Annotated in this window: 16 protein-coding genes; 7 read left to right on the top strand and 9 right to left on the bottom strand. The window is 58.3% G+C overall.

Annotation, left to right across the window (positions count from 1 at the left end):
* Window positions 1–114: 114 nt before the first annotated feature.
* Together G5358_RS14840 and G5358_RS14835 are read left to right on the top strand one after the other, a co-directional pair.
* Window positions 115–342, top strand: a complete 228-nt coding sequence (locus tag G5358_RS14840) for a YejL family protein (protein WP_005344699.1) — start codon at window positions 115–117, stop codon at window positions 340–342.
* A gap of 48 nt (window positions 343–390) precedes the next feature.
* Entirely contained in the window at window positions 391–2,241 is a 1,851-nt protein-coding gene (locus tag G5358_RS14835) for a DUF3413 domain-containing protein (RefSeq protein ID WP_421324354.1), read from the top strand.
* Window positions 2,242–2,326: 85 nt separating this feature from the next.
* Here the strand turns inward: G5358_RS14835 and G5358_RS14830 are convergent, their stop codons facing one another.
* On the bottom strand, window positions 2,327–3,112 hold the full coding sequence (locus G5358_RS14830) for a MetQ/NlpA family ABC transporter substrate-binding protein (protein ID WP_421249512.1): 786 nt from the start codon (window positions 3,110–3,112) through the stop codon (window positions 2,327–2,329).
* Between the two features lie 602 nt (window positions 3,113–3,714).
* Here G5358_RS14830 and G5358_RS14825 point away from each other — a divergent pair.
* The 3 genes from G5358_RS14825 to G5358_RS14815 all read left to right on the top strand — a co-directional run bounded on the left by G5358_RS14825 (window position 3,715) and on the right by G5358_RS14815 (window position 8,871).
* Window positions 3,715–5,592, top strand: a complete 1,878-nt coding sequence (locus tag G5358_RS14825) for a S8 family serine peptidase (RefSeq protein WP_421324353.1) — start codon at window positions 3,715–3,717, stop codon at window positions 5,590–5,592.
* A 15-nt stretch (window positions 5,593–5,607) separates the two neighbouring features.
* Entirely contained in the window at window positions 5,608–6,069 is a 462-nt protein-coding gene (locus G5358_RS14820) for a serine protease chaperone (protein ID WP_216980322.1), read from the top strand.
* 420 nt (window positions 6,070–6,489) lie between these two features.
* A complete protein-coding gene (locus tag G5358_RS14815) occupies window positions 6,490–8,871 on the top strand; it encodes a beta-glucosidase (RefSeq protein WP_421255185.1) in 2,382 nt (793 codons plus the stop codon).
* Between the two features lie 95 nt (window positions 8,872–8,966).
* Here G5358_RS14815 and G5358_RS14810 read toward each other — a convergent pair whose 3' ends face one another.
* From G5358_RS14810 to queA, 8 genes are all read right to left on the bottom strand, one after another.
* Window positions 8,967–9,944 carry a helix-turn-helix domain-containing protein gene (locus G5358_RS14810; protein ID WP_421209120.1) on the bottom strand — a complete coding sequence of 326 codons (978 nt, stop codon included), beginning with the start codon at window positions 9,942–9,944 and terminating at the stop codon, window positions 8,967–8,969.
* 600 nt (window positions 9,945–10,544) lie between these two features.
* Window positions 10,545–11,480, bottom strand: coding sequence for a lipoprotein NlpI (gene nlpI / locus G5358_RS14805; protein WP_005344691.1), 936 nt, complete (start codon window positions 11,478–11,480; stop codon window positions 10,545–10,547).
* 90 nt (window positions 11,481–11,570) lie between these two features.
* Window positions 11,571–11,939 carry a rhodanese-like domain-containing protein gene (locus tag G5358_RS14800; protein WP_005344690.1) on the bottom strand — a complete coding sequence of 123 codons (369 nt, stop codon included), beginning with the start codon at window positions 11,937–11,939 and terminating at the stop codon, window positions 11,571–11,573.
* 84 nt (window positions 11,940–12,023) lie between these two features.
* The gene (secF, locus tag G5358_RS14795; RefSeq protein ID WP_005344682.1) at window positions 12,024–12,971 is read right to left on the bottom strand and encodes a protein translocase subunit SecF; all 948 of its coding nucleotides are present in this window, start codon (window positions 12,969–12,971) and stop codon (window positions 12,024–12,026) included.
* 10 nt (window positions 12,972–12,981) lie between these two features.
* On the bottom strand, window positions 12,982–14,835 hold the full coding sequence (gene secD / locus G5358_RS14790) for a protein translocase subunit SecD (protein ID WP_216953338.1): 1,854 nt from the start codon (window positions 14,833–14,835) through the stop codon (window positions 12,982–12,984).
* Between the two features lie 18 nt (window positions 14,836–14,853).
* Entirely contained in the window at window positions 14,854–15,189 is a 336-nt protein-coding gene (yajC, locus tag G5358_RS14785) for a preprotein translocase subunit YajC (protein ID WP_005337327.1), read from the bottom strand.
* A gap of 47 nt (window positions 15,190–15,236) precedes the next feature.
* Window positions 15,237–16,373, bottom strand: coding sequence for a tRNA guanosine(34) transglycosylase Tgt (gene tgt, locus G5358_RS14780; RefSeq protein WP_005337329.1), 1,137 nt, complete (start codon window positions 16,371–16,373; stop codon window positions 15,237–15,239).
* 74 nt (window positions 16,374–16,447) lie between these two features.
* Complete coding sequence (queA, locus tag G5358_RS14775) at window positions 16,448–17,500, bottom strand: tRNA preQ1(34) S-adenosylmethionine ribosyltransferase-isomerase QueA (RefSeq protein ID WP_042056163.1); 1,053 nt, start codon at window positions 17,498–17,500, stop codon at window positions 16,448–16,450.
* 212 nt (window positions 17,501–17,712) lie between these two features.
* Here queA and G5358_RS14770 point away from each other — a divergent pair, with 212 nt between their 5' ends.
* Together G5358_RS14770 and G5358_RS14765 are read left to right on the top strand one after the other, a co-directional pair.
* Window positions 17,713–18,159 (top strand): CBS domain-containing protein, encoded by a 447-nt coding sequence (locus tag G5358_RS14770; protein WP_013723842.1) that lies wholly within the window; start codon window positions 17,713–17,715, stop codon window positions 18,157–18,159.
* A gap of 703 nt (window positions 18,160–18,862) precedes the next feature.
* The coding region (locus tag G5358_RS14765; protein ID WP_421324356.1) for a redoxin domain-containing protein at window positions 18,863–19,029 on the top strand (167 nt) is incomplete at its 3' end.

The following is a 19,029-nucleotide window of genomic DNA, read 5'->3' as shown; positions in this document are numbered from 1 at the left end:
CGCAGGGAGTGAAGAATGATCTTGTCGATATCGAGACTCATGTCACAAAGCCATAGTGTTAGCCGAAAGGGTGAAGTATTATAAGGCGCTTTGAACCGAGATGAACTGAAGATTATGCCCATCGTATCAAAGTACAATAACGAGCAGTTTGACGCCCTGATGAACGACCTGATCACCGCCCTGGAAAAGCATAAAGCGCCGGTGGATCTCAGTCTGATGGTGCTCGGCAACCTGACCACCAATATCATCAATGGTATGGCTCCGGCACAACGCCAGGCCATCACAGAAAAGTTTGTCCAGGCCCTGACCGCATCGGTCGATAACCGCCATGACACACACTGAGTCCTGCGACTCTGTTGATTTGACGTTTCTCAACGCAGATGGATCACTATGGTCGAAACCGGTAACCCCTATCGTGATAATGTCTCTCGCCTGATCACCTGGGGGCATTGGTTCTCCTTCTTCAACATCATTCTGGCCATGCTGATTGCCACCCGCTATCTGGGTGCCATCAACTGGCCGTCGACCACGCTTGGCGTGGTCTATCTCGTTGTAAGCTGGATTGGCCACTTCTCTTTTTTAAGTTTTGTCACTTACCTGTTGACGATCTTCCCACTCAGCTTCCTGCTGCCCAAAGAGAAACCGCTGCGTTTCATCTCGGCCATCATCGCCACCCTGGCGCTGGTGCTGCTGCTAATCGACACCCAGGTATTCCGGCTGTTCAAGTTCCACCTCAACAGTCAGGTATGGCAGTTGCTGCTGGATCAGGCGCAAACCGAAGAGGGCTCAATCTGGAGCATCATCTTCGTTGCCGTGCCCACCATCTTCCTGCTGCAACTGCTGCTGTCGGCCTATGTCTGGCGCAAGATCAACAAGCGCAAGCGCCGCCAGTACGGCAATCAGGTGGGACTGGCCCTGCTGATCTGCTTTATTCTGACCCACGTGGTCAACAGCTGGGCCGATGCGACCCTCTATCAGCCGATCACCATGCAGAGAGCCAACTTCCCCCTCTCCTACCCTATGACGGCCCGCTCCTTCCTGGCCAAACATGGCTGGCTGGATCTGGATCAGTACGAGAAGCAGGCTGCTTCCCAGGGGGATAACAGCGACAGCCGGATGCACTATCCGCTGCGCCCGCTCAACGTCAACGCCCCCCTGACTCACAACAATCTGCTGATTGTGGTGGTCGATTCGCTGCGCTTTGACATGCTCAACAACATCAACATGCCCAATCTGCAGCGCTATGCGGATCAGCATCTGACGTTCCGCAATCACCTGAGTGGCGGCAACGACGACCTGATGGGCATGTTCAGCCTCTTCTACGGGTTGCCCGGTCACTACTACAAGGACATCAGCAGCGACAAGCGTCCGCCGGTGCTGTTCGACGAGATGCTGCGCCAGGATTACCAGTTCGGGCTGTTCGGCGCGATGGAAGATGCCCAGAAGTATCGCAAGAGCATCCTCGCCGGTCTACGCAAACAGGTGTTTGTCTCCGAACAGAGTGACGATGGCAAGCTGCTGACCGACTGGCAACAGTGGCTGGAGAAGCGCTCTCCCGAGCGTCCCTGGTTCTCGCTGGTCTATCTCTCGAGCCCCGGCGACTACCAATTGCCCGCCACCATGAAGGGGCCGTTCCAACCGGAGCTCGCCAACTTCAATCCGGCGACCGCCTATCGGGCGGAGAACCTGCAAAAACTGGAAAACCGCTACAAGAACTCGGTCTTCTATACCGACCAGTTGCTTGAGCAGATGCTGACCAAATTGCAGTCGCAGGGGATGGACAGCAACACCATCGTCGTCATCACCTCCAACCACGGTCAGGAGTTCAACGACACCCGCAGCAACAGCTGGGGCGCAGGCAGCAACTACTCACCCTATCAGGTGCAGGTACCGCTGGTACTGGCCTGGCCGGGGCGCGGCAGTGACGTTCGGGAACAACCGAGCAGCCATTTCGATCTGGCGCCGACCCTGATGCAGGGGATGCTGGGCGTGCGCAATCCGGCGCGCGATTACAGCGTTGGCCGCTCGCTGTTTGATACCAGCCCGCGCAACTGGCTGCTGGCCGGGGATCAGAACGACTTCGCCATCTATGAAGGGGACACCATCACCCACTTCAACAAGCAGGGTGACTTCGAACTGCTGGAGCGCAACAGCTATCGCCCGATCAAGCACGGCACCCCGGATATGGGCGCCATGATCCAGGTGATGAACGAGCTGAACCGCTTCTATCGCAACCAGTGAAGCGCCCGTTAATGGCTTGATACCATAAAAAACGCCCCGAATTCGGGGCGTTTTTCGTTGTATAGCCGGGCCACGTTCACGACAGTTAGCCGCCCCACCCTTGCGGGTACTTGTAGCCGACGAAACGCTTGGCTGCATAGGCTTTGAAAGCCGCCGAGTTGTAGGCCGCCGCCACATCTTTGGCAAACGGCTGATCCGCATCTGCGCTTTTCACCACCACCCAGTTGATGAAATCGTAGCTGCGCTCCAGAAACAGTCCTTCACTAAACGGGATACCGCTGGAGGCGGCAAAATTACCGTTGATCACCGAGAAATCCACATCCTCGCGCGAGCGTGGCAGTTGCGCCGCCTCCAGCAACACCAGCTTGAGATTGTGCGGATTGTTCACCACATCAAACTCGCTCGCCTTGAGCGGGTTTATCCCCTCCTTGAGAGTGAGCCAACCAAGATCCTGCAGCATCAACAGCGCCCTGGCCTGATTGGTGGGATCGTTGGGGATGGCCACCGTGCTCCCCTTTTTCACCTTGTCGAGTGCCGCCAGCTTGCCGGAATAGAGCCCCATAGGGCCGGTTGGCACCTGGGTAATGGGCGCCAGCGACAAGTCGCGATCTTTGGCAAAACTCTCCAGATAGGGTTTGTGCTGGAAGCAGTTCACATCCAGTGATCCGTCAGCCAGAGCAATATTGGGGGTCACATAGTCGGTGAACTCCACCAGCTTGACCTTGTACCCCTTGGCCTCCAGCTGCGGCTTGATGGAGTCGGTTACCATGTCGGCGAAATCCCCCACCGTAGTACCAATCACGATCTCCTGTTTGGTCGGCAAGGGCGCATCGGCGGCAACCGCGGAAAAAGAGAGGCTCCCGACCGCCATCGCGGCAATAAAGGTGCTGGCGCCAGCAGTGGCGCGCAAGGAAGCAGTCAAAGGAGAAGATAAGAAGGAACGAAACGGCATAGGGACTCCCTGTCAGGTACGCATCAAGCTATGGGACTGCGGCGGGGTGGCTCTCAGAGATTAAGCCCCTTAAACCGCAGCAATCTAGCCATCTAAACGGCTATTTAAATTACCATAACAGAGCCATCCACTACCGCCAAGCAATAAACCTCTGGTCCCACCTCATCACCCTTGCTGTCACCCCCCAATGCATAGCCGCACTCACGTTGGCACATACAACCATGCCACTCACGTTCAAGAGCGCACGAGCTCCCTTCAGGATTACCCCGAATCAAGATGGCTGCGGCGAAGGAGAGTCACGAGAGAGTGAATTACAGATAAAAAGATCAGTAGTGAGCGGTGAGAACCATTCTCAATAGAACACATAACCAGCGTCATTGGAATACCTACCATAAATCAGATCGGATTTCTTTGAACCTCATTGCGTTTTTTGAAAATGGCTCTTTTTGAACCCCTACCACCCGTGTATAGATTTCCGTCGCACTCAGGATGGTGCGATCCAAGATGGAGTTAAAAAAATAATGAAGCAAACATCGTTAGCACTGGCGATCACAGCATTGCTGTCGACCCTGCCCAGTGCGCTCGTTCAGGCAAATGAAGGTTGTGCGCCGCTCACCGGCAAGGAGAGCGGCATGGATATCGGACGCAGCAGCACCGAGCGCTGCCTGCCAGGTACCAATCCCCTGCAGGATCAGCAGTGGTATCTGCTCAACAGCGGCCAGGATGGATTCAGCGCCCGTGGCGGTATAGCGGGCAATGATCTCAACCTCTGGTGGGCTCATCGCACCGGCGTGCTGGGCCAGGGAGTCAATGTGGCCGTGGTGGATGATGGTCTGGCCATCGCCCACCCGGATCTGGCGGAGAACGTGCGTCCGGGTTCGAAAAACGTGGTAACCGGCAGCGATGACCCGACACCGACCGATCCGGATACGGCCCACGGCACCTCGGTCTCCGGCATTATTGCGGCGGTAGACAACGCCATCGGTACCAAGGGGATAGCCCCGCGAGCCCAGCTGCAGGGATTCAACCTGCTGGATGACAACAGCCAGCAGTTGCAGAAGGATTGGCTCTACGCCCTTGGCGACAGCGATGCCAGTCGCGACAACCGGGTGTTCAACCAGAGCTACGGCATGAGTGTGGTGGATCCCCGCTCTGCCAACTCTCTGGATCAATCCCAGCTTGATCGTCTGTTTGAACAGCAGACCCTCAAGGCGCAGGGCGCGGCCTATATCAAGGCCGCCGGCAACGGCTTCAACAAGATAGCGGCGGGCGGCTATGTGCTTAACCGCACCGGCAATGGCCCCAAATTGCCGTTTGAAAACAGCAACCTCGATCCCTCCAACAGCAACTTCTGGAACCTGGTGGTGAGCGCGCTCAACGCCGATGGCGTCAGATCCTCCTACTCCAGCGTCGGCAGCAACATCTTCCTGAGCGCGACCGGCGGCGAATACGGTACCGACTCTCCGGCGATGGTGACCACGGATCTGCCCGGCTGCGACATGGGTTACAACCGCACCGACGATCCCAGCACCAACCGGCTGCACGACAACCCGCAACTGGATGCCAGCTGTGACTACAACGGTGTGATGAACGGCACCTCTTCGGCGACCCCGAGCACCGCTGGCGCCATGGCGCTGCTGATGTCTGCCTATCCCGATCTGTCGGTGCGGGATCTGCGGGATCTGCTGGCACGCAGCGCTACCCGGGTTGATGCTGCGCATCCTCCGGTCATGGTGAGCTACACCAGCAGCACCGGAAAACGCCGTGAGGTCAAGGGACTGGAAGGGTGGGAACGGAATGCCGCCGGCATGTGGTTCAGTCCCACCTATGGCTTTGGCCTGATCGATATCAACAAGGCTCTCGAGCTGGCGATCACTCACCAGCCACTGCCGCCACTGGTACAGTTGCCATGGCAGAAGGTCAAACCGGTGGATCGCGCCTCTGCCGCCATTGCCGATGTGGGCAATAGCCCGACCAGTTCGACCGCCACAGTAGCGACCCCGCTGACGGTCGAAGCGGTACAGGTCACGGTCAGTCTGGATCACCTGCGTCTGCCCGATCTGCTGATCGAACTGGTCTCCCCCGCCGGCACCCGCAGCATACTGCTGAACCCGCTCAACAGCCTGGTTGGCCAGTCGCTCGATCTGCAAAAACTGGGTTATGTGCGTACCAAGGGCTTGCGTGACATGCGCCTGCTCTCCCACAAGTTTTATGGTGAACCGGCGCAAGGCACATGGCGACTGGAGGTAACCGACGTTGCCAACGGTACCCGTCAGGTCTCTCTGCTCAATCGCGAGACCCGTGAGCACACCACCCTGACCGAGCGCAACAACCGCCAGCCAGGCAAGCTGATCGAGTGGTCCTTGCGGATCCTGGGTCACGACGCCAACCACAGCTAACAAGCGAGGAGTTTTATCATGAACAAACCGGTTACCTTACTGCTGGCCAGCCTGTTGGCCCCCCTCGCCCTTAATGCTGTGGCGGCAGAAGCCGTGACTCTGGAGGGCAAGCAGTACCGCACTATAGAGGTAAATGGCCAGACTTACCTCATCCCCGACCATGGCAGCAAGTCGCGAACCACCCGCAGTCTCGATGGCAAGGAACCGCTGCAGACCCTGCACCGTGGCGATGTGCTGATGCAGGGGGCCGCCAGCCCCGAGCTCACCGTCAGCGGCACCCTGCTGGTGGAAGCCGATGACAACCAGGCCAGCGCGCTGGCCAGCCGGCACGGCCTGCGCTTCAAGCAGAGCAGCGGCGGCATCGCCCTGCTGGAAGCCAAGCCGGGCACCGATCTGAACGCCGTCGCCACGGCGCTCAAGCAGGAGGGGGTCAAGGTGCAGATTGAACTCGCCGGGGCCCTCAAACAGCCCAAGTGAGCCGTCCCGGGCCATTGCCCGGGCATATCAGCTGATCTTCGAGGGGGCCGCCGGCCCCCTCGCGTGTTGATCGCAGCCATCCTCATTGGCCGTCAGGCCATCCGTTTTCCCTCCTTCTCCCCTGCCCTTTCCCCTCTTGCCACCCCCATCTTTGCTTTGGCACCGCCTTTCGATGCGACCTTGCTCACAACTCGGCCCCCTTGCTCCCGCCGGCACATTTCTCGCTCCCCCGGGGCAAGGCAGCCATCGCCCGGCTTGTTAACCTGCCTGCAGCCAAACGCCGGCCCACGGGCCCGTTTGGCCTTCCTTGCGATATCCAATGGCAGCCGCCAGCAGAGCGGCCCAGCCCGGGCGGATGCCTTGCGCCCGGTGTCGATATCTCCTTTGTATTTTTATTCAGACAGTTACGAGGACGTCTTCATGCCTATCACCACAAAATTGAAAGCGGTTTCACTGGGTGTCAGCCTGGCGCTGGCCGGCCTGCTGGTCGGTTGCAACCAGAATGACTCGGATCCCCTGGTCAAGGACGATGCCTATTACCGCGGCCAGGCCGAGGCCATGGTGGCCAAGCTGACCCTGAGCGAGAAGCTGGACCTGCTCTCCGGCCCCGGTTACGGCAGTGCCAACGGCGCCATCAACGTCAAACAGGACGTGCCCGGCGTGGCGGGTTACATCAACGGCGTACTGCGCAGCGCGGACGGCATCGACATTCCGGCCCTCAAACTGGCGGACGGGCCGGCCGGGGTGCGGATCAACGCCAACCGCGACGGTGACAGCGCCAGCTACTATGCCACCGCCTGGCCCATCGGCTCTCTGCTCGCCTCCAGCTGGGACGTCAAGCTGGTCAAGGCCGTCGGCGAGGCCATGGGGGACGAGGTGCGCCAGTACGGGGTCGACATCCTGCTGGCTCCGGGCATGAACATCCAGCGCAACCCGCTCAATGGCCGCAACTTCGAGTACTACTCGGAAGATCCCCTGCTGACCGGCAAAATCGGCGCAGCCATGGTCAACGGGGTGGAGAGCAACGGGGTGGGCACCACCATCAAGCACTACTTCGGCAACAACTCCGAGACCAACCGCAACCAGATCAACGACATCGGTGAACCGAGAACCTTCCGCGAGATCTACCTGCGCGGCTTCCAGATAGCGGTAGACGAGGCCCAGCCCTGGGCGGTGATGACCTCCTACAACAAGGTCAACGGCACCTATGTCAACGAGCGCAGGGATGCGGTGACCGACCTGCTGCGCGGCGAGTGGAAGTTTGACGGCCTAGTCATGTCCGACTGGTTTGCCGGCGACGTGGCCAACAACGCCTACAAGCAGGTGCTGGCGGGGCAAGATTTGATCGAGCCGGGCAACGTCAAGGAGCAGTTGCAGCAATCCATCGCGCACGGCGATCTCGACGAGGCCAAGGTGAACGAGGCCGCCATCCACATCCTGACCCAGGTGATGAAGAGCCCCTCTTACAGCCAGTTGGCCATCAGCAACAGCCCGGATCTGACCGCCCATGCCAAACTGGCCCGTCAGGCCGGCGCCGAGAGCATGGTGCTGCTGCGCAACGAGGCCGCGGCCCTGCCGCTGGCGGCAAGCAGCACCCTGGCCAGCTTCGGCATCAATCAGATCAACACCTACAAGGGCGGCACCGGCAGCGGGGATGTGAACGCCGCCAGCACCACCACCATCGCGCAGGGACTGGCAGCACGCTTCCCGGTCAACGAGGCGTTGCAGAGCTACTACCGCGATTTTTACGAGAACAACAAGGTCTATCACGAGGGGCAATTTGGCGCCAAGGGCTACTACACCTGCGCCGAGGCGCCGATCAGCGGCGAGCTGGCGGCGCTGATCGCCAATGCGGCCGCCACCCAGCAAGCCGCCGTCATCAGCATTGGCCGCCAGGCCGGAGAAGGGGCGGATCGCAGCAGTGGCAAGGGGGACTATCTGCTCGGCGATGACGAGCGCGCCCTCATCGACGCGGTGAGCAGCGCCTTCCACGCCCAGGGCAAGAAGGTGGTGGTGGTGCTTAACGTCAACGGCGTCATCGATACCGCCCAGTGGAGCGACAAGGTGGATGGCATCCTGCTGGCCTACATGGCTGGCCAGGAGACCGGCCACGCGGTGGCGGACGTGCTCTCCGGCGCGGTCAACCCGAGCGGCAAGCTGGCCCAGAGCTTCCCGCACAGCTACGCCAGCGTTCCCTCCGCCGGCACCTTCCCGGGCGAGGACACCGACGGGGACGGCGAACCGGACGATCTCTACTACAACGAAGGGATCTACGTGGGCTATCGCTACTACAGCACCTTCGAGCAGGCGGTCTCCTACCCGTTCGGCTTCGGTCTCTCCTACACCAGCTTCAGCTACACCAGCCCCGCCATCGCCAGCAATACCCTAGCGGACGGCAGCGCCGGCAACCTGGTGCTGACCGCCACCATCACCAACACCGGCGCCGTGGCAGGCAAGGAGGCGGCCCAGGTCTATGTGACCGCCCCCGAGGTCAAGCTGAAGAAACCGCTCATCGAGCTCAAGGCCTTTGCCAAGACGGCGCAACTGGCACCGGGGGCCAGCGAACAGCTGAGCTTCACCATTCCGGCCAGCATCCTCGCCAGCTTCGATGAGGCCAGCAACCAGTGGATCGTGGAGCCGGGCCGCTACAGCGCCTACATCAGCCCCTCGTCGGATGTCTCCGCCAGCACGCCGGTCAGCTTCACGGTTAGCAAAGAGATCGTGGTGAGCAACACCACGCCAGGGGCACTGGCACTGCCGACCGGGGTGGATCCCGCCAGCGTCACCACCATCACCCGCTAACAAAGGCAGGCACGGCCGGGCCCCCAGCCCGGCCTTGCCCGAACATTGCCCAGCAATGACCCGCCCACGGGACCGGCCTTGCACCGGTCCCGTTTTTATTGGCGGGCGTTGCGATAGGCTAGCGGCGTCATCCGGGTGTTGGCCTTGAAGAAGCGGTTGAAGGCGCTCTGGGACGAGAAGCCGACCCGATCGCTGATGTTCTGTAGCGGTTGATCACCCTCCCCCAGCAAGCGGCAGGCTTCGCTCACCCTCGCCTCCCTGAGCAGGGTTGAGAAGCTGCGTCCCTCCCCCTGCAATTTGCGATTGAGGGTCCAGCGGCTGACATTCATGGCGGCGCACACCTCCTTGAGCAGGCTCTCGTCGCTCTCCAGCCCCCCTTCCCGGATCTTGTGGCGGATCCGCTCCCCCACCAGACAGGCAAAGGGGGCCCGCTCGGCGATGTCGGCACAGATCTGCGCCAGCTGAGCCAATTGCAGATGACCCAGCGGCTCGTTGTAGCACTGGCTGGAACAGTCGAGTTGGGCGTTGTCGATGGTCAGGGTGTTTTCCTCCTGCTCCCAGCGGCAGCGGGTGGCGAAGAACTGGTCCAGCAACTGATGGCGCGGTGGCGGCCGCCCCGTGAAGCCCACCGAGACCCGGGGATCCGCCAGATAGACCCGCAAAATCCGGTAGAGCATGATGAAGTTGGGGATGGCCTGACTCGCCCCCAGGCTGGCAGGCCCCTGATTGACATACAGGTATTGGCTGGCCTGCGCCCCCCGCCGTACCCGCAGCTCGTCACAACTGCCGATGATGGGGCGATAGGCCAGCAGCACCTCGAGCGCCGCCCGCGGCGAGGGCTGGTTCAGGCACAGGCTGATGAGCGGCGGATAGTGCTGGTAGAGCTGGCCGATGTCGTAGGAGAGGATGGTTTCGTGAAAACTCGCCAGATAGGGCTGCATCAGTTGCAGCATCCGGTAGTGGCTGTGGGCCGGCAGCCGGCCCTGCTCCCGCTCGATGTCGAACGACGTGAGGCCGCCCGCCATCAAAATGGCATCGGGATCGCCCCCCTGCTGCTGGCAGGCTCCCAGCATTCGTCTGATCACCTGGTTTGATACGCTCTGTGACATCCGTCGTCCAGGCCTCCGTGCTGACAGGAAATTGCTCGTGATCTCCACTTTATCGACTACTGATCCACCTCCCATCGAACAGGGTTAGGAGACCAGGGACCATTATGGGGCGGTCACAGGACGAGCAGATGTAACGGAGTGTAAAAGCACGGGCCAGCACGCATATTTACTCCCTATCGTCAGCCTCACCCATTATGAGAGAGGCAGTCCGGCAGGAATCGGACAAGAGCAGCGATAGTCAACCAGTCGCCCACCGCGATAGGGAAGAGAATCACCCATATCAGGAGGCATACGACGAGCCGACCGGGTTTCACACGGAGTCGGCCCCATCCATCTGTTGAGCTGCATGGATCAGATGTGCCCGTTCATTATTCAGAGGCTGGCGGCAGAGTTGGAAAAACTGGTGGGGTTGTGTGGATTAGCGACACGAAGCTCACTGTGACATGGAGCCAAGCCACGGGAGTGGGTGTGAAAAAGCAGATAAAAACAATGCCAGTCAGGCTTTACTGACTGGCATTAGCCTCATACCGAGGTTTTTTATCACCGGGTAATCGCCATCTCCATTCAGGAGGGTTGTTCGCCTTTGCTCTGGGCACCCGGCGGCAAGGGTTTGCGCGCCATCAACTCCAGTTCGAGCAGAGCATAGCGGTGCTCGATGAAGTCATAGACGTTGTTGGAGAGCGCCAGCTTGAAGTAGCTGATGGCTTCCTTGCGGTTGCCTTTGCCCAACTCGAACTTGCCCAGATAGAAATAGGTTTCACACAGGCGCTCGGCCAGCTCCCGGTTATCTTTCACCCCTTTCACCACATTGCCCATCAGCTGGGACGCGTTGATCTCACCGGTGTAGAGACGCACCAGATCCCAGTTCCATGCATCGTCATCGTACTTGTTGAGGCGCTCGCGCATCCGGCTCATGGCCGCAGCGGGATTGAGCTTCTGCTCGGCCAGATAGAGCCAGATCACCCGATAAGGGTCTTCCGGCTGCGCTTCGTAGAAACGCTTCATATCGGCCGCTGCCAGCTCGGGACGATTACCGTAATAGAGGGCAATACCGCGGTTAAGGTAGGCATAGTCATAATCGGGTGCCAGCTCGAGGGCTGAGTCGAATGCCTCATAGGCTTCGTCGTAGTTCTGCTGCTGTACCAGATAGACACCGATGAAGTTGTAGGCTTCAGCGAAATCCGGTTTCTCCCGCAGGGCCCTGTTGAAATCGAGACGGGCAAGGGAACGCAAGCCGACGCGATCAAACACCACGGCACGTTCATAGAACAACTCGGCCCGTTGCTCCGTGGTCAACTCCATTTCACTCAGCATCTGCCCGAGTCGGGCGAGCGCCAACTCGCTTTGGTAGGAGACCTGCAGGGGGGTCGCCAATACCAGTGAAGCAGGCTGCGCCTTGGGAACCTTAGGGGTGTTGACATGACTGCTACTGCTGCAACCCCACATGGGTAGCAGCAACAGGATACCAAGGAGGTATCCAATCCCTTTCCTGACGTTCAATGAACACTCCGACGCTTACGCTTGACCCCGCATATGGTAAAGGTCAGCCGCCACTTTGTCATGTAGCTGAGCCCCTCTCCATCAAATAAATCAGGATTCGACAGGGTATCCGGCCTCCAGCCAGCCGCGAAAACCGCCGTCAACACTGATTACGTTGCGATAACCCATCTGTTGCAAATTGTCGGCCGCCAGTACGGAGCGAAAACCGCCACCACAATAGAGATAGAGCGTGGTCTCGGGATCCGGGAACAGGGTCTCGATATCCCGCTCAATCACTCCACGACCCAGATATTGGGCTCCGGGCAGATGGCCTTTGGCCCACTCGCTCTCTTCCCGCACGTCGATCAGGTGAAACGTGCGCCCTTCGTCCTGCCAGCGCTTGATCTGGTGAACATCGGTTTCGGTGATGCGGGAGCGGATCCCGTCAACCAGCGCCAAAAAACGGGGATTGTGTTGCATGGCAAGCTCCTTTTGTTGAAATCATCTGCGTCAGCAAACGACACGCAGAGATAAGAAAAGAGCGCCATGAGGCGCTCTTCACTGTTACGGCAGGATTTCCTGTTGGTCCGCACCCTCTTTCTCTACCTGGGTGGGCAGCATGTGCTCGCGCTTGACGCCGAGGAACATGGCAAACGCACTCGCCACATAGATGGAGGAGTAGGTACCGAACGCCACACCGATCACCATGGCCACGGCAAAACCGTGGATCAGCGCGCCGCCCTTGAGCAGCAGCGCCAGCACCACCACGAAGGTGAGCCCGGAGGTGATGATGGTACGGCTCAGGGTCTCGGTCATGGAGAGATCGAGAATGTAGTCGGTATCCCCTTTGCGCACCTTGCGGAAGTTCTCCCGCAAGCGGTCGAACACCACTATGGTATCGTTCAGGGAGTAACCCACCAGGGTCATCAATGCCGCCAGCACGGTCAGGTCGAACTCGTACTGGAAGTAGGCAAAGACGCCCAGGGTGATCACCACGTCATGCACCAGCGAGAGGATGCCGCCCATGGCCAGACGCCATTCAAAGCGCACCGCCACGTAGATCAGGATGCAGATGATGGAGGCCAGCATCGCCAGCGCCCCGTCAGTAGCAAGCTCGTCACCGACTGAAGGGCCGACGAATTCGACTCGTTTGAGTACAGCGCCCTCATCGAGCAGCTTGGCCGCTGCCAGCACCTCGTTACCCTGCTGCTCGACCTTGACCCCCTCTTTAGGGGTCAGACGGAACAGTACGTCACGGCTGGAGCCAAAGTGTTGCAGGGTGGCTCCTTCAATCTTCTGCTCTTCCAGAACGTCGTGGATCTTGTCCAGGCTCACCGACTGCTGGAATCCCACCTCGATGGTGGTACCACCAGTAAAGTCCAGACCCCAGTTCAGCCCCCGATCAAACAGGAAGAACAGGGCTACCACCATCAGCACGGAAGAGAAAACCACACCCGGCTTGGCATAGCGCATAAACGGGATCGGTTTTTCAAAATGTAGAATCTGAAACATTTCTCTATCCTCAGATGGGCAGCTTGTCGATACGCCGTCCACCCCAAGCCAGGTTGATAATGGCACGGGAAACTGTGATGGCAGTAAACATGGAGGCGGTCAGACCAATGCCCAGCGTCAGGGCAAAGCCCTTGATGGCGCCAGTACCGATACCGAACAGGATCACGCAAGTGATCAGCGAGGTCACGTTGGAGTCGGCGATGGTGGAGAATGCCCGATCAAAGCCCAGATGGATGGCTTGCTGAACACCGCGACCGTTGCGGATCTCTTCACGAATACGCTCGTAGATCAGTACGTTGGCATCCACCGCCATACCCAGCGTCAAGACGATACCGGCGATACCCGGCAATGTCATGGTGGCCCCAGGGATCATCGACATGATGCCGACAATCAACACCAGGTTCATGCAGAGCGCCAAGTTGGCGACCCAGCCGAACGCGCGGTAGTAGATCCCCATGAACAGCACGATCACCAGCATGGCCCAGCCGATGGCTTCCATACCGCTGTCGATGTTCTGTTGACCCAGGCTCGGGCCAATGGTGCGCTCTTCCACGATCTGGATCGGGGCGATCAGGGCACCGGCACGCAGCAACAGCGCCAGGTTGTGGGCTTCGTTGGCGTTGTCGATACCTGTGATGCGGAACTGGCTGCCAAGGCGCGACTGGATGGTGGCGACGTTGATCACCTCCTCCTGCTTGCGGAACTTGCGCTTGCCATCCGGACCAGGCTGACCGACCGGCTTGTACTCGATGAAGACGGTCGCCATCCCTTTACCGACGTTGTCCTTGGTAAAGTTGGCCATCTTGTTGCCACCCTGGCCATCCAGCTTGATGTTGACCTGGGGACGGCTGTACTCGTCGAAACCGGACTGGGCACCCACGATGTGGTCACCGGTCAGGATCACTCGCTTGTGCAGTACCACCGGACGACCATTGCGATCGGTATAAACCTTGGAACTGGGGGGAACTCGCCCTTCAGCAGCCGCCTGAATATCAGCCGCCTCATCCACCATGTGGAACTCCAGGGTCGCGGTCGCACCGAGGATCTCCTTGGCACGAGCGGTATCCTGAATACCGGGCAGTTCAACGACAATGCGTTCGGCGCCCTGCTGTTGTACCAGCGGCTCGGCCACACCCAGTTCGTTGACCCGGTTACGGATGATGGTGATGTTCTGCTCGAGGGCGTACTTCTTCACCTCCTTGATCTTGGCTTCGCTCAGACCAGCCAGCAGGATGAACTCATCCCCCTTCTGCTCGGTAGTGAAAGTCAAATCAGGGTTCTGACGACGCAGATGAGAAACGGCGCGTTCCTGATCGGCTTCGTCACGGAAGATCACCTGCACCTGATCACCGACCCGGCGTACGCCGGAGTAACGGATCTTCTGGGTGCGCAGCTCGGAGCGGAAATCCTGCACCATCTGCTCTTGCTGCTTGGTCAGTGCTTCGGCCATGTCCACTTCCATCAGGAAGTGCACACCACCGCGCAGATCAAGACCCAGCTTCAGAGGCGCCGCACCGATGGCTTCGAGCCAGGCGGGAGTGGAAGGTGCCAGGTTGAGTGCGGTAATGAAGTTGTCGCCCAGCTTGTTGGCAACGATATCGCGCGCCTTCAGCTGGTCTTCGGTGTTCTTGAAACGGATCAGGATAAAACCGTGCTCGAATGCAGCATGTTTGACCGGGATCTTGGCCGCTTCAAGGGTCTCTTTCACCAGATCAAGAGTATCTAGCTTGACTTCGGCACCACGGCTGGCAGAAACCTGCAAAGCCGGATCTTCGCCGTAAAGATTGGGGGCTGCATATAGAAAACCGATGGCGATCACCAGGATCACCATCAGGTATTTCCACAGCGGATAGCGATTCAACACGCTGTGCTCCTTGGGAGATTAAAGGGACTGGATAGAACCCTTGGGCAGAACGGCAGAGACGAAGTCCTTTTTGATGGTGACTTGAGTCTGGTCGTTCAGGGCGATCACCAGGTAATCGCTGTCTGCAGCCACTTTGGCAATTTTGCCAACCAGGCCACCGGAAGTGAGCACTTCATCACCCTTGGACAATGAGCTCATCAGATTGCGGTGATCCTTGGCACGCTTGGCCTGGGGACGATAGATCATGAAGTAGAAGATCAGGCCGAATACGGCCAGCATGATGATCATTTCCATACCACCACCCTGTGCACCCGGTGCTGCGCCTTCTGCATACGCCTTGGAGATAATGCTCATTTAACAACCTCTTATTGATGTAGATTTAAAAAAATTATATGTTGTTGTTATTTAACGTCATTTTCAGCTAACGGAGGCACAGGCTTCCCTTGCCGACGGTAAAACTCTGTTACAAAGTCGTCTAATTTACCCTGCTCGATCGCGTCCCGCAAACCCTGCATCACACGCTGGTAATAACGCAGGTTATGAATCGTATTCAGACGGGCACCGAGGATCTCGTTGCACTTGTCCAGATGGTGCAGGTAGCTGCGGCTGTAGTTCTTGCAGGTGTAGCAATCACACTCGGCATCCAGGGTACTGGTGTCGTTGCGATGTTGGGCGTTGCGGATCTTCACCACACCATCGGTGGTGAACAGGTGGCCGTTGCGGGCGTTGCGGGTCGGCATGACGCAGTCGAACATGTCGATACCACGGCGCACCCCTTCCACCAGATCCTCCGGCTTGCCGACCCCCATCAGGTAACGCGGCTTGTCGGCTGGAATTTTCGGGCAGACGTGCTCGAGGATGCGGTGCATGTCCTCTTTGGGTTCACCCACGGCCAGACCACCGACCGCATAACCGTCGAAACCGATCTCCAGCAGCCCCTTTAGGGAGACATCCCGCAGATCTTCGTAGACCGAGCCCTGAATGATGCCGAACAGGGCGTTCTTGTTACCCAGTGCATCAAACTTGTCGCGGGAGCGCTTGCCCCAGCGCAGGGACATCTCCATGGACTTGCGCGCTTCTTCATAAGTAGCCGGGTACGGGGTGCACTCGTCGAAGATCATCACGATGTCGGAGCCCAGATCGTACTGGATCTCCATGGACTTCTCGGGGTCAAGGAAGATCTTCTCGCCATTGATGGGGTGACGGAAGTGGACGCCCGCTTCGGTGATCTTGCGAATATGGCCCAGGCTGAACACCTGGAAACCACCGGAGTCGGTCAGGATCGGGCCCTGCCAGTTCATGAAATCGTGCAGATCGCCGTGGGCACGCATCACTTCCTGACCCGGACGCAGCCAGAGGTGGAAGGTGTTACCCAGCAGGATCTGGGCGCCGGTTTCACGCACTTCTTCCGGGGTCATCCCCTTGACGGTGCCGTACGTCCCGACCGGCATAAAGGCCGGCGTTTGTACCACACCACGTTCGAAGACCAGTTGACCGCGACGGGCACGGCCGTCGGTGGTTTTCAGTTCAAATTTCATTGCTACCTCGGCTGCGTCAGATAAACAGTCTGACTATAGGAGGGCCGCTCACGGCCCGGTAAATAAGCTGAAGCTTATGCTTCAACCTGGCGACGGGTGACGAACATGGCATCCCCGTAGCTGAAGAAACGGTACTGTCCGACCACGGCTGCCTGATAGGCCGCCATCACGTTGTCATAACCGGCGAAGGCGCTGACCAGCATGATCAGGGTCGACTCCGGCAGATGGAAGTTGGTGACCATGGCATCGACAATCTGGAACTGGTAACCAGGGAAGATGAAGATATCGGTGTCACTAAAAAAGGGCGCCAGCGGTTTGCCCTGCGCCAGGGTGACCTTGGCCGCGCTCTCCAGCGAACGGACCGAAGTAGTACCGACCGCAATCACCCGGCCACCACGGGCACGGGTGGCCGCGATGGCATCCACCACCTCTTGCGGCACTTCCGCATACTCGGAGTGCATGTGGTGATCTTCAATCTTATCTACCCGCACCGGCTGAAAGGTGCCCGCCCCTACATGCAGGGTGACGAAGGCCGTTTCAACCCCTTTGGCCCGAATTTTCTCAAGCAGCGGCTCATCAAAGTGCAGGCCGGCGGTCGGCGCAGCGACAGCGCCCGGCTTTTGATTGTAAACGGTCTGGTAGCGCTCCTTGTCGGCATCCTCGTCGGGGCGGTCGATATAGGGGGGCAGCGGCATGTGGCCGATGGCCTCCAAAATCTCCAGCACCGGACGCGGGTCGAGGAAGTGGATCTCGAACAGGGCGTCGTGGCGGGCGCGCATCTCTGCCTCCACACCACCATCCATGATCATCCGGGTGCCGGGCTTGGGCGCCTTGGAGGCCCGGACATGGGCCAGCACGCTGTGCTCGTCCAGAATGCGCTCGACCAGTACCTCCAGCTTGCCGCCGCTGGCCTTCTGGCCAAACATGCGAGCCGGAATGACACGGGTGTTATTGAATACCAGCAGGTCACCCGGATTGAGCTGATCCAGCACATCCACAAATTGACCGTGGCGCAGGGCGCCAGTCTGACCATCGAGCTGCAACAGGCGGCTGGCAGTACGCTCTGCCATCGGATAGCGGGCAATCAGCTCGTCTGGCAGATCAAAATGAAAATCGGATACTTGCATCTTTCACCTCGGGGGGAATCGGCGGCTAGTCTAGTTATCCCCATCTTCCAAGGCAACCCAAAAGACCAAAAACCCAAGAGAGACAAGGGGTAGCGAGCAATATTGAGACACACATCCGGTTAATGATTCTTTAATGTTCTGTATTGACCCTGATCATGTTTTGCCAATGGGCGCTGGGCTAGGGTGAAAGCAGATACACAAGGAGGCCCACCATGATGACCCTATCCGAAATCATGACCGAACACCCCTTCACTCTGGGTCCGTCAAACAGTGTCAAACAGGCGATGGACCTGATGCAGCAGGAGCGAATCCGCCACATTCCCATCGTCGACGAGCAGCATCACCTGCTGGGGTTGGTAACTCTCACCGATATCCTGGCCACCCGGGAATCCAAGCTGCTGCTCATCAGCCCGGAGCGGGAAGCCGAATTTACCGACAGCGTGCAACTCGACGAGATCATGACACGGCAAGTGGCGAGCGTAGATCCTCACGCCGGCATCAAGGAGGCAGCACTTTACCTGCAGCGCCACAGATATGGCTGCCTGCCGGTACTCAAAGGACGCAAGCTAATCGGTATTGTCACCGAGTCGGACTTTATTGCCGTGGCCATCAACCTGCTGGAATTGATGGAAGAGCAGGAACCACCTACCGACTTTTGATAGATCAAGTTGTAATTAAATTACAATAAAAGCGTTTTCAGCCGTCTAAATAAGCTGAAATGATGAAACACTTTCATTTTGATTGAAAAATTACAACAAACACTTGCCTTGTGATCTGCGTCACACTATTATCCCTCCCATGCAATAGTTGCCGAGGGGAAGACGAGGGATTGTGCACCCATTATCTTCCTCTCATATGTCTGCAAGTTTGCACACCCCGTAGTTAGTCTTTGCTGTAAAGCATTTGTTTATATAGCCATTCCTTGTTTGATGACCCGGCCCTGTCGTTGCGATAGCGCCGGGATTTTTTTATCCGCGTTTTCTGCTCTCCCCCTTGTCAGCACATCCCCCATCGCTGCGAGGAACGGTCTCAACCTCCTCGCCACCTGTTTGCTCTATATGTTTGCACCACCGTTTATCTCATCGCGTTATCGTGGCTCTGCACACCTCTTCCCATGCCTTGAAAAGGCGATGTAGCGCACAGATATTGAACCACGACAAGGAGTTATCTCAGTAGGCCTGAGATATTCATGTTAGGTACAGCCATAGTGAGCTATCTAATAAGTAGATTTAAGCGATTCAAAATTGCGGCTTTTCTCGATTAGTGGAAGCCCCTATGATGAATCCATCGAAAGTTAAGCGCCTCGTCTGGCAGACTCTTCAACACCAGACCGGCATATGTACATCACCAAGGAGCAATTACATGTCTACCTACATCAACACTGAAATCAAGCCGTTCAATGCTACCGCCTACCACAATGGTAAATTCGTTCAGGTGTCTGACGCTGACCTGAAAGGCAAGTGGTCCGTGGTCTTCTTCTACCCGGCTGACTTCACCTTCGTTTGCCCGACCGAGCTGGGCGACCTGGC

Origin of the sequence: Aeromonas sp. 604176 (genome assembly GCF_049170755.1) — a bacterium.
Classification (GTDB): domain Bacteria; phylum Pseudomonadota; class Gammaproteobacteria; order Enterobacterales; family Aeromonadaceae; genus Aeromonas; species Aeromonas veronii_A.
Note: the sequence above shows the minus strand (reverse complement) of the source record. Positions and strands in the feature narration are given on the sequence as shown.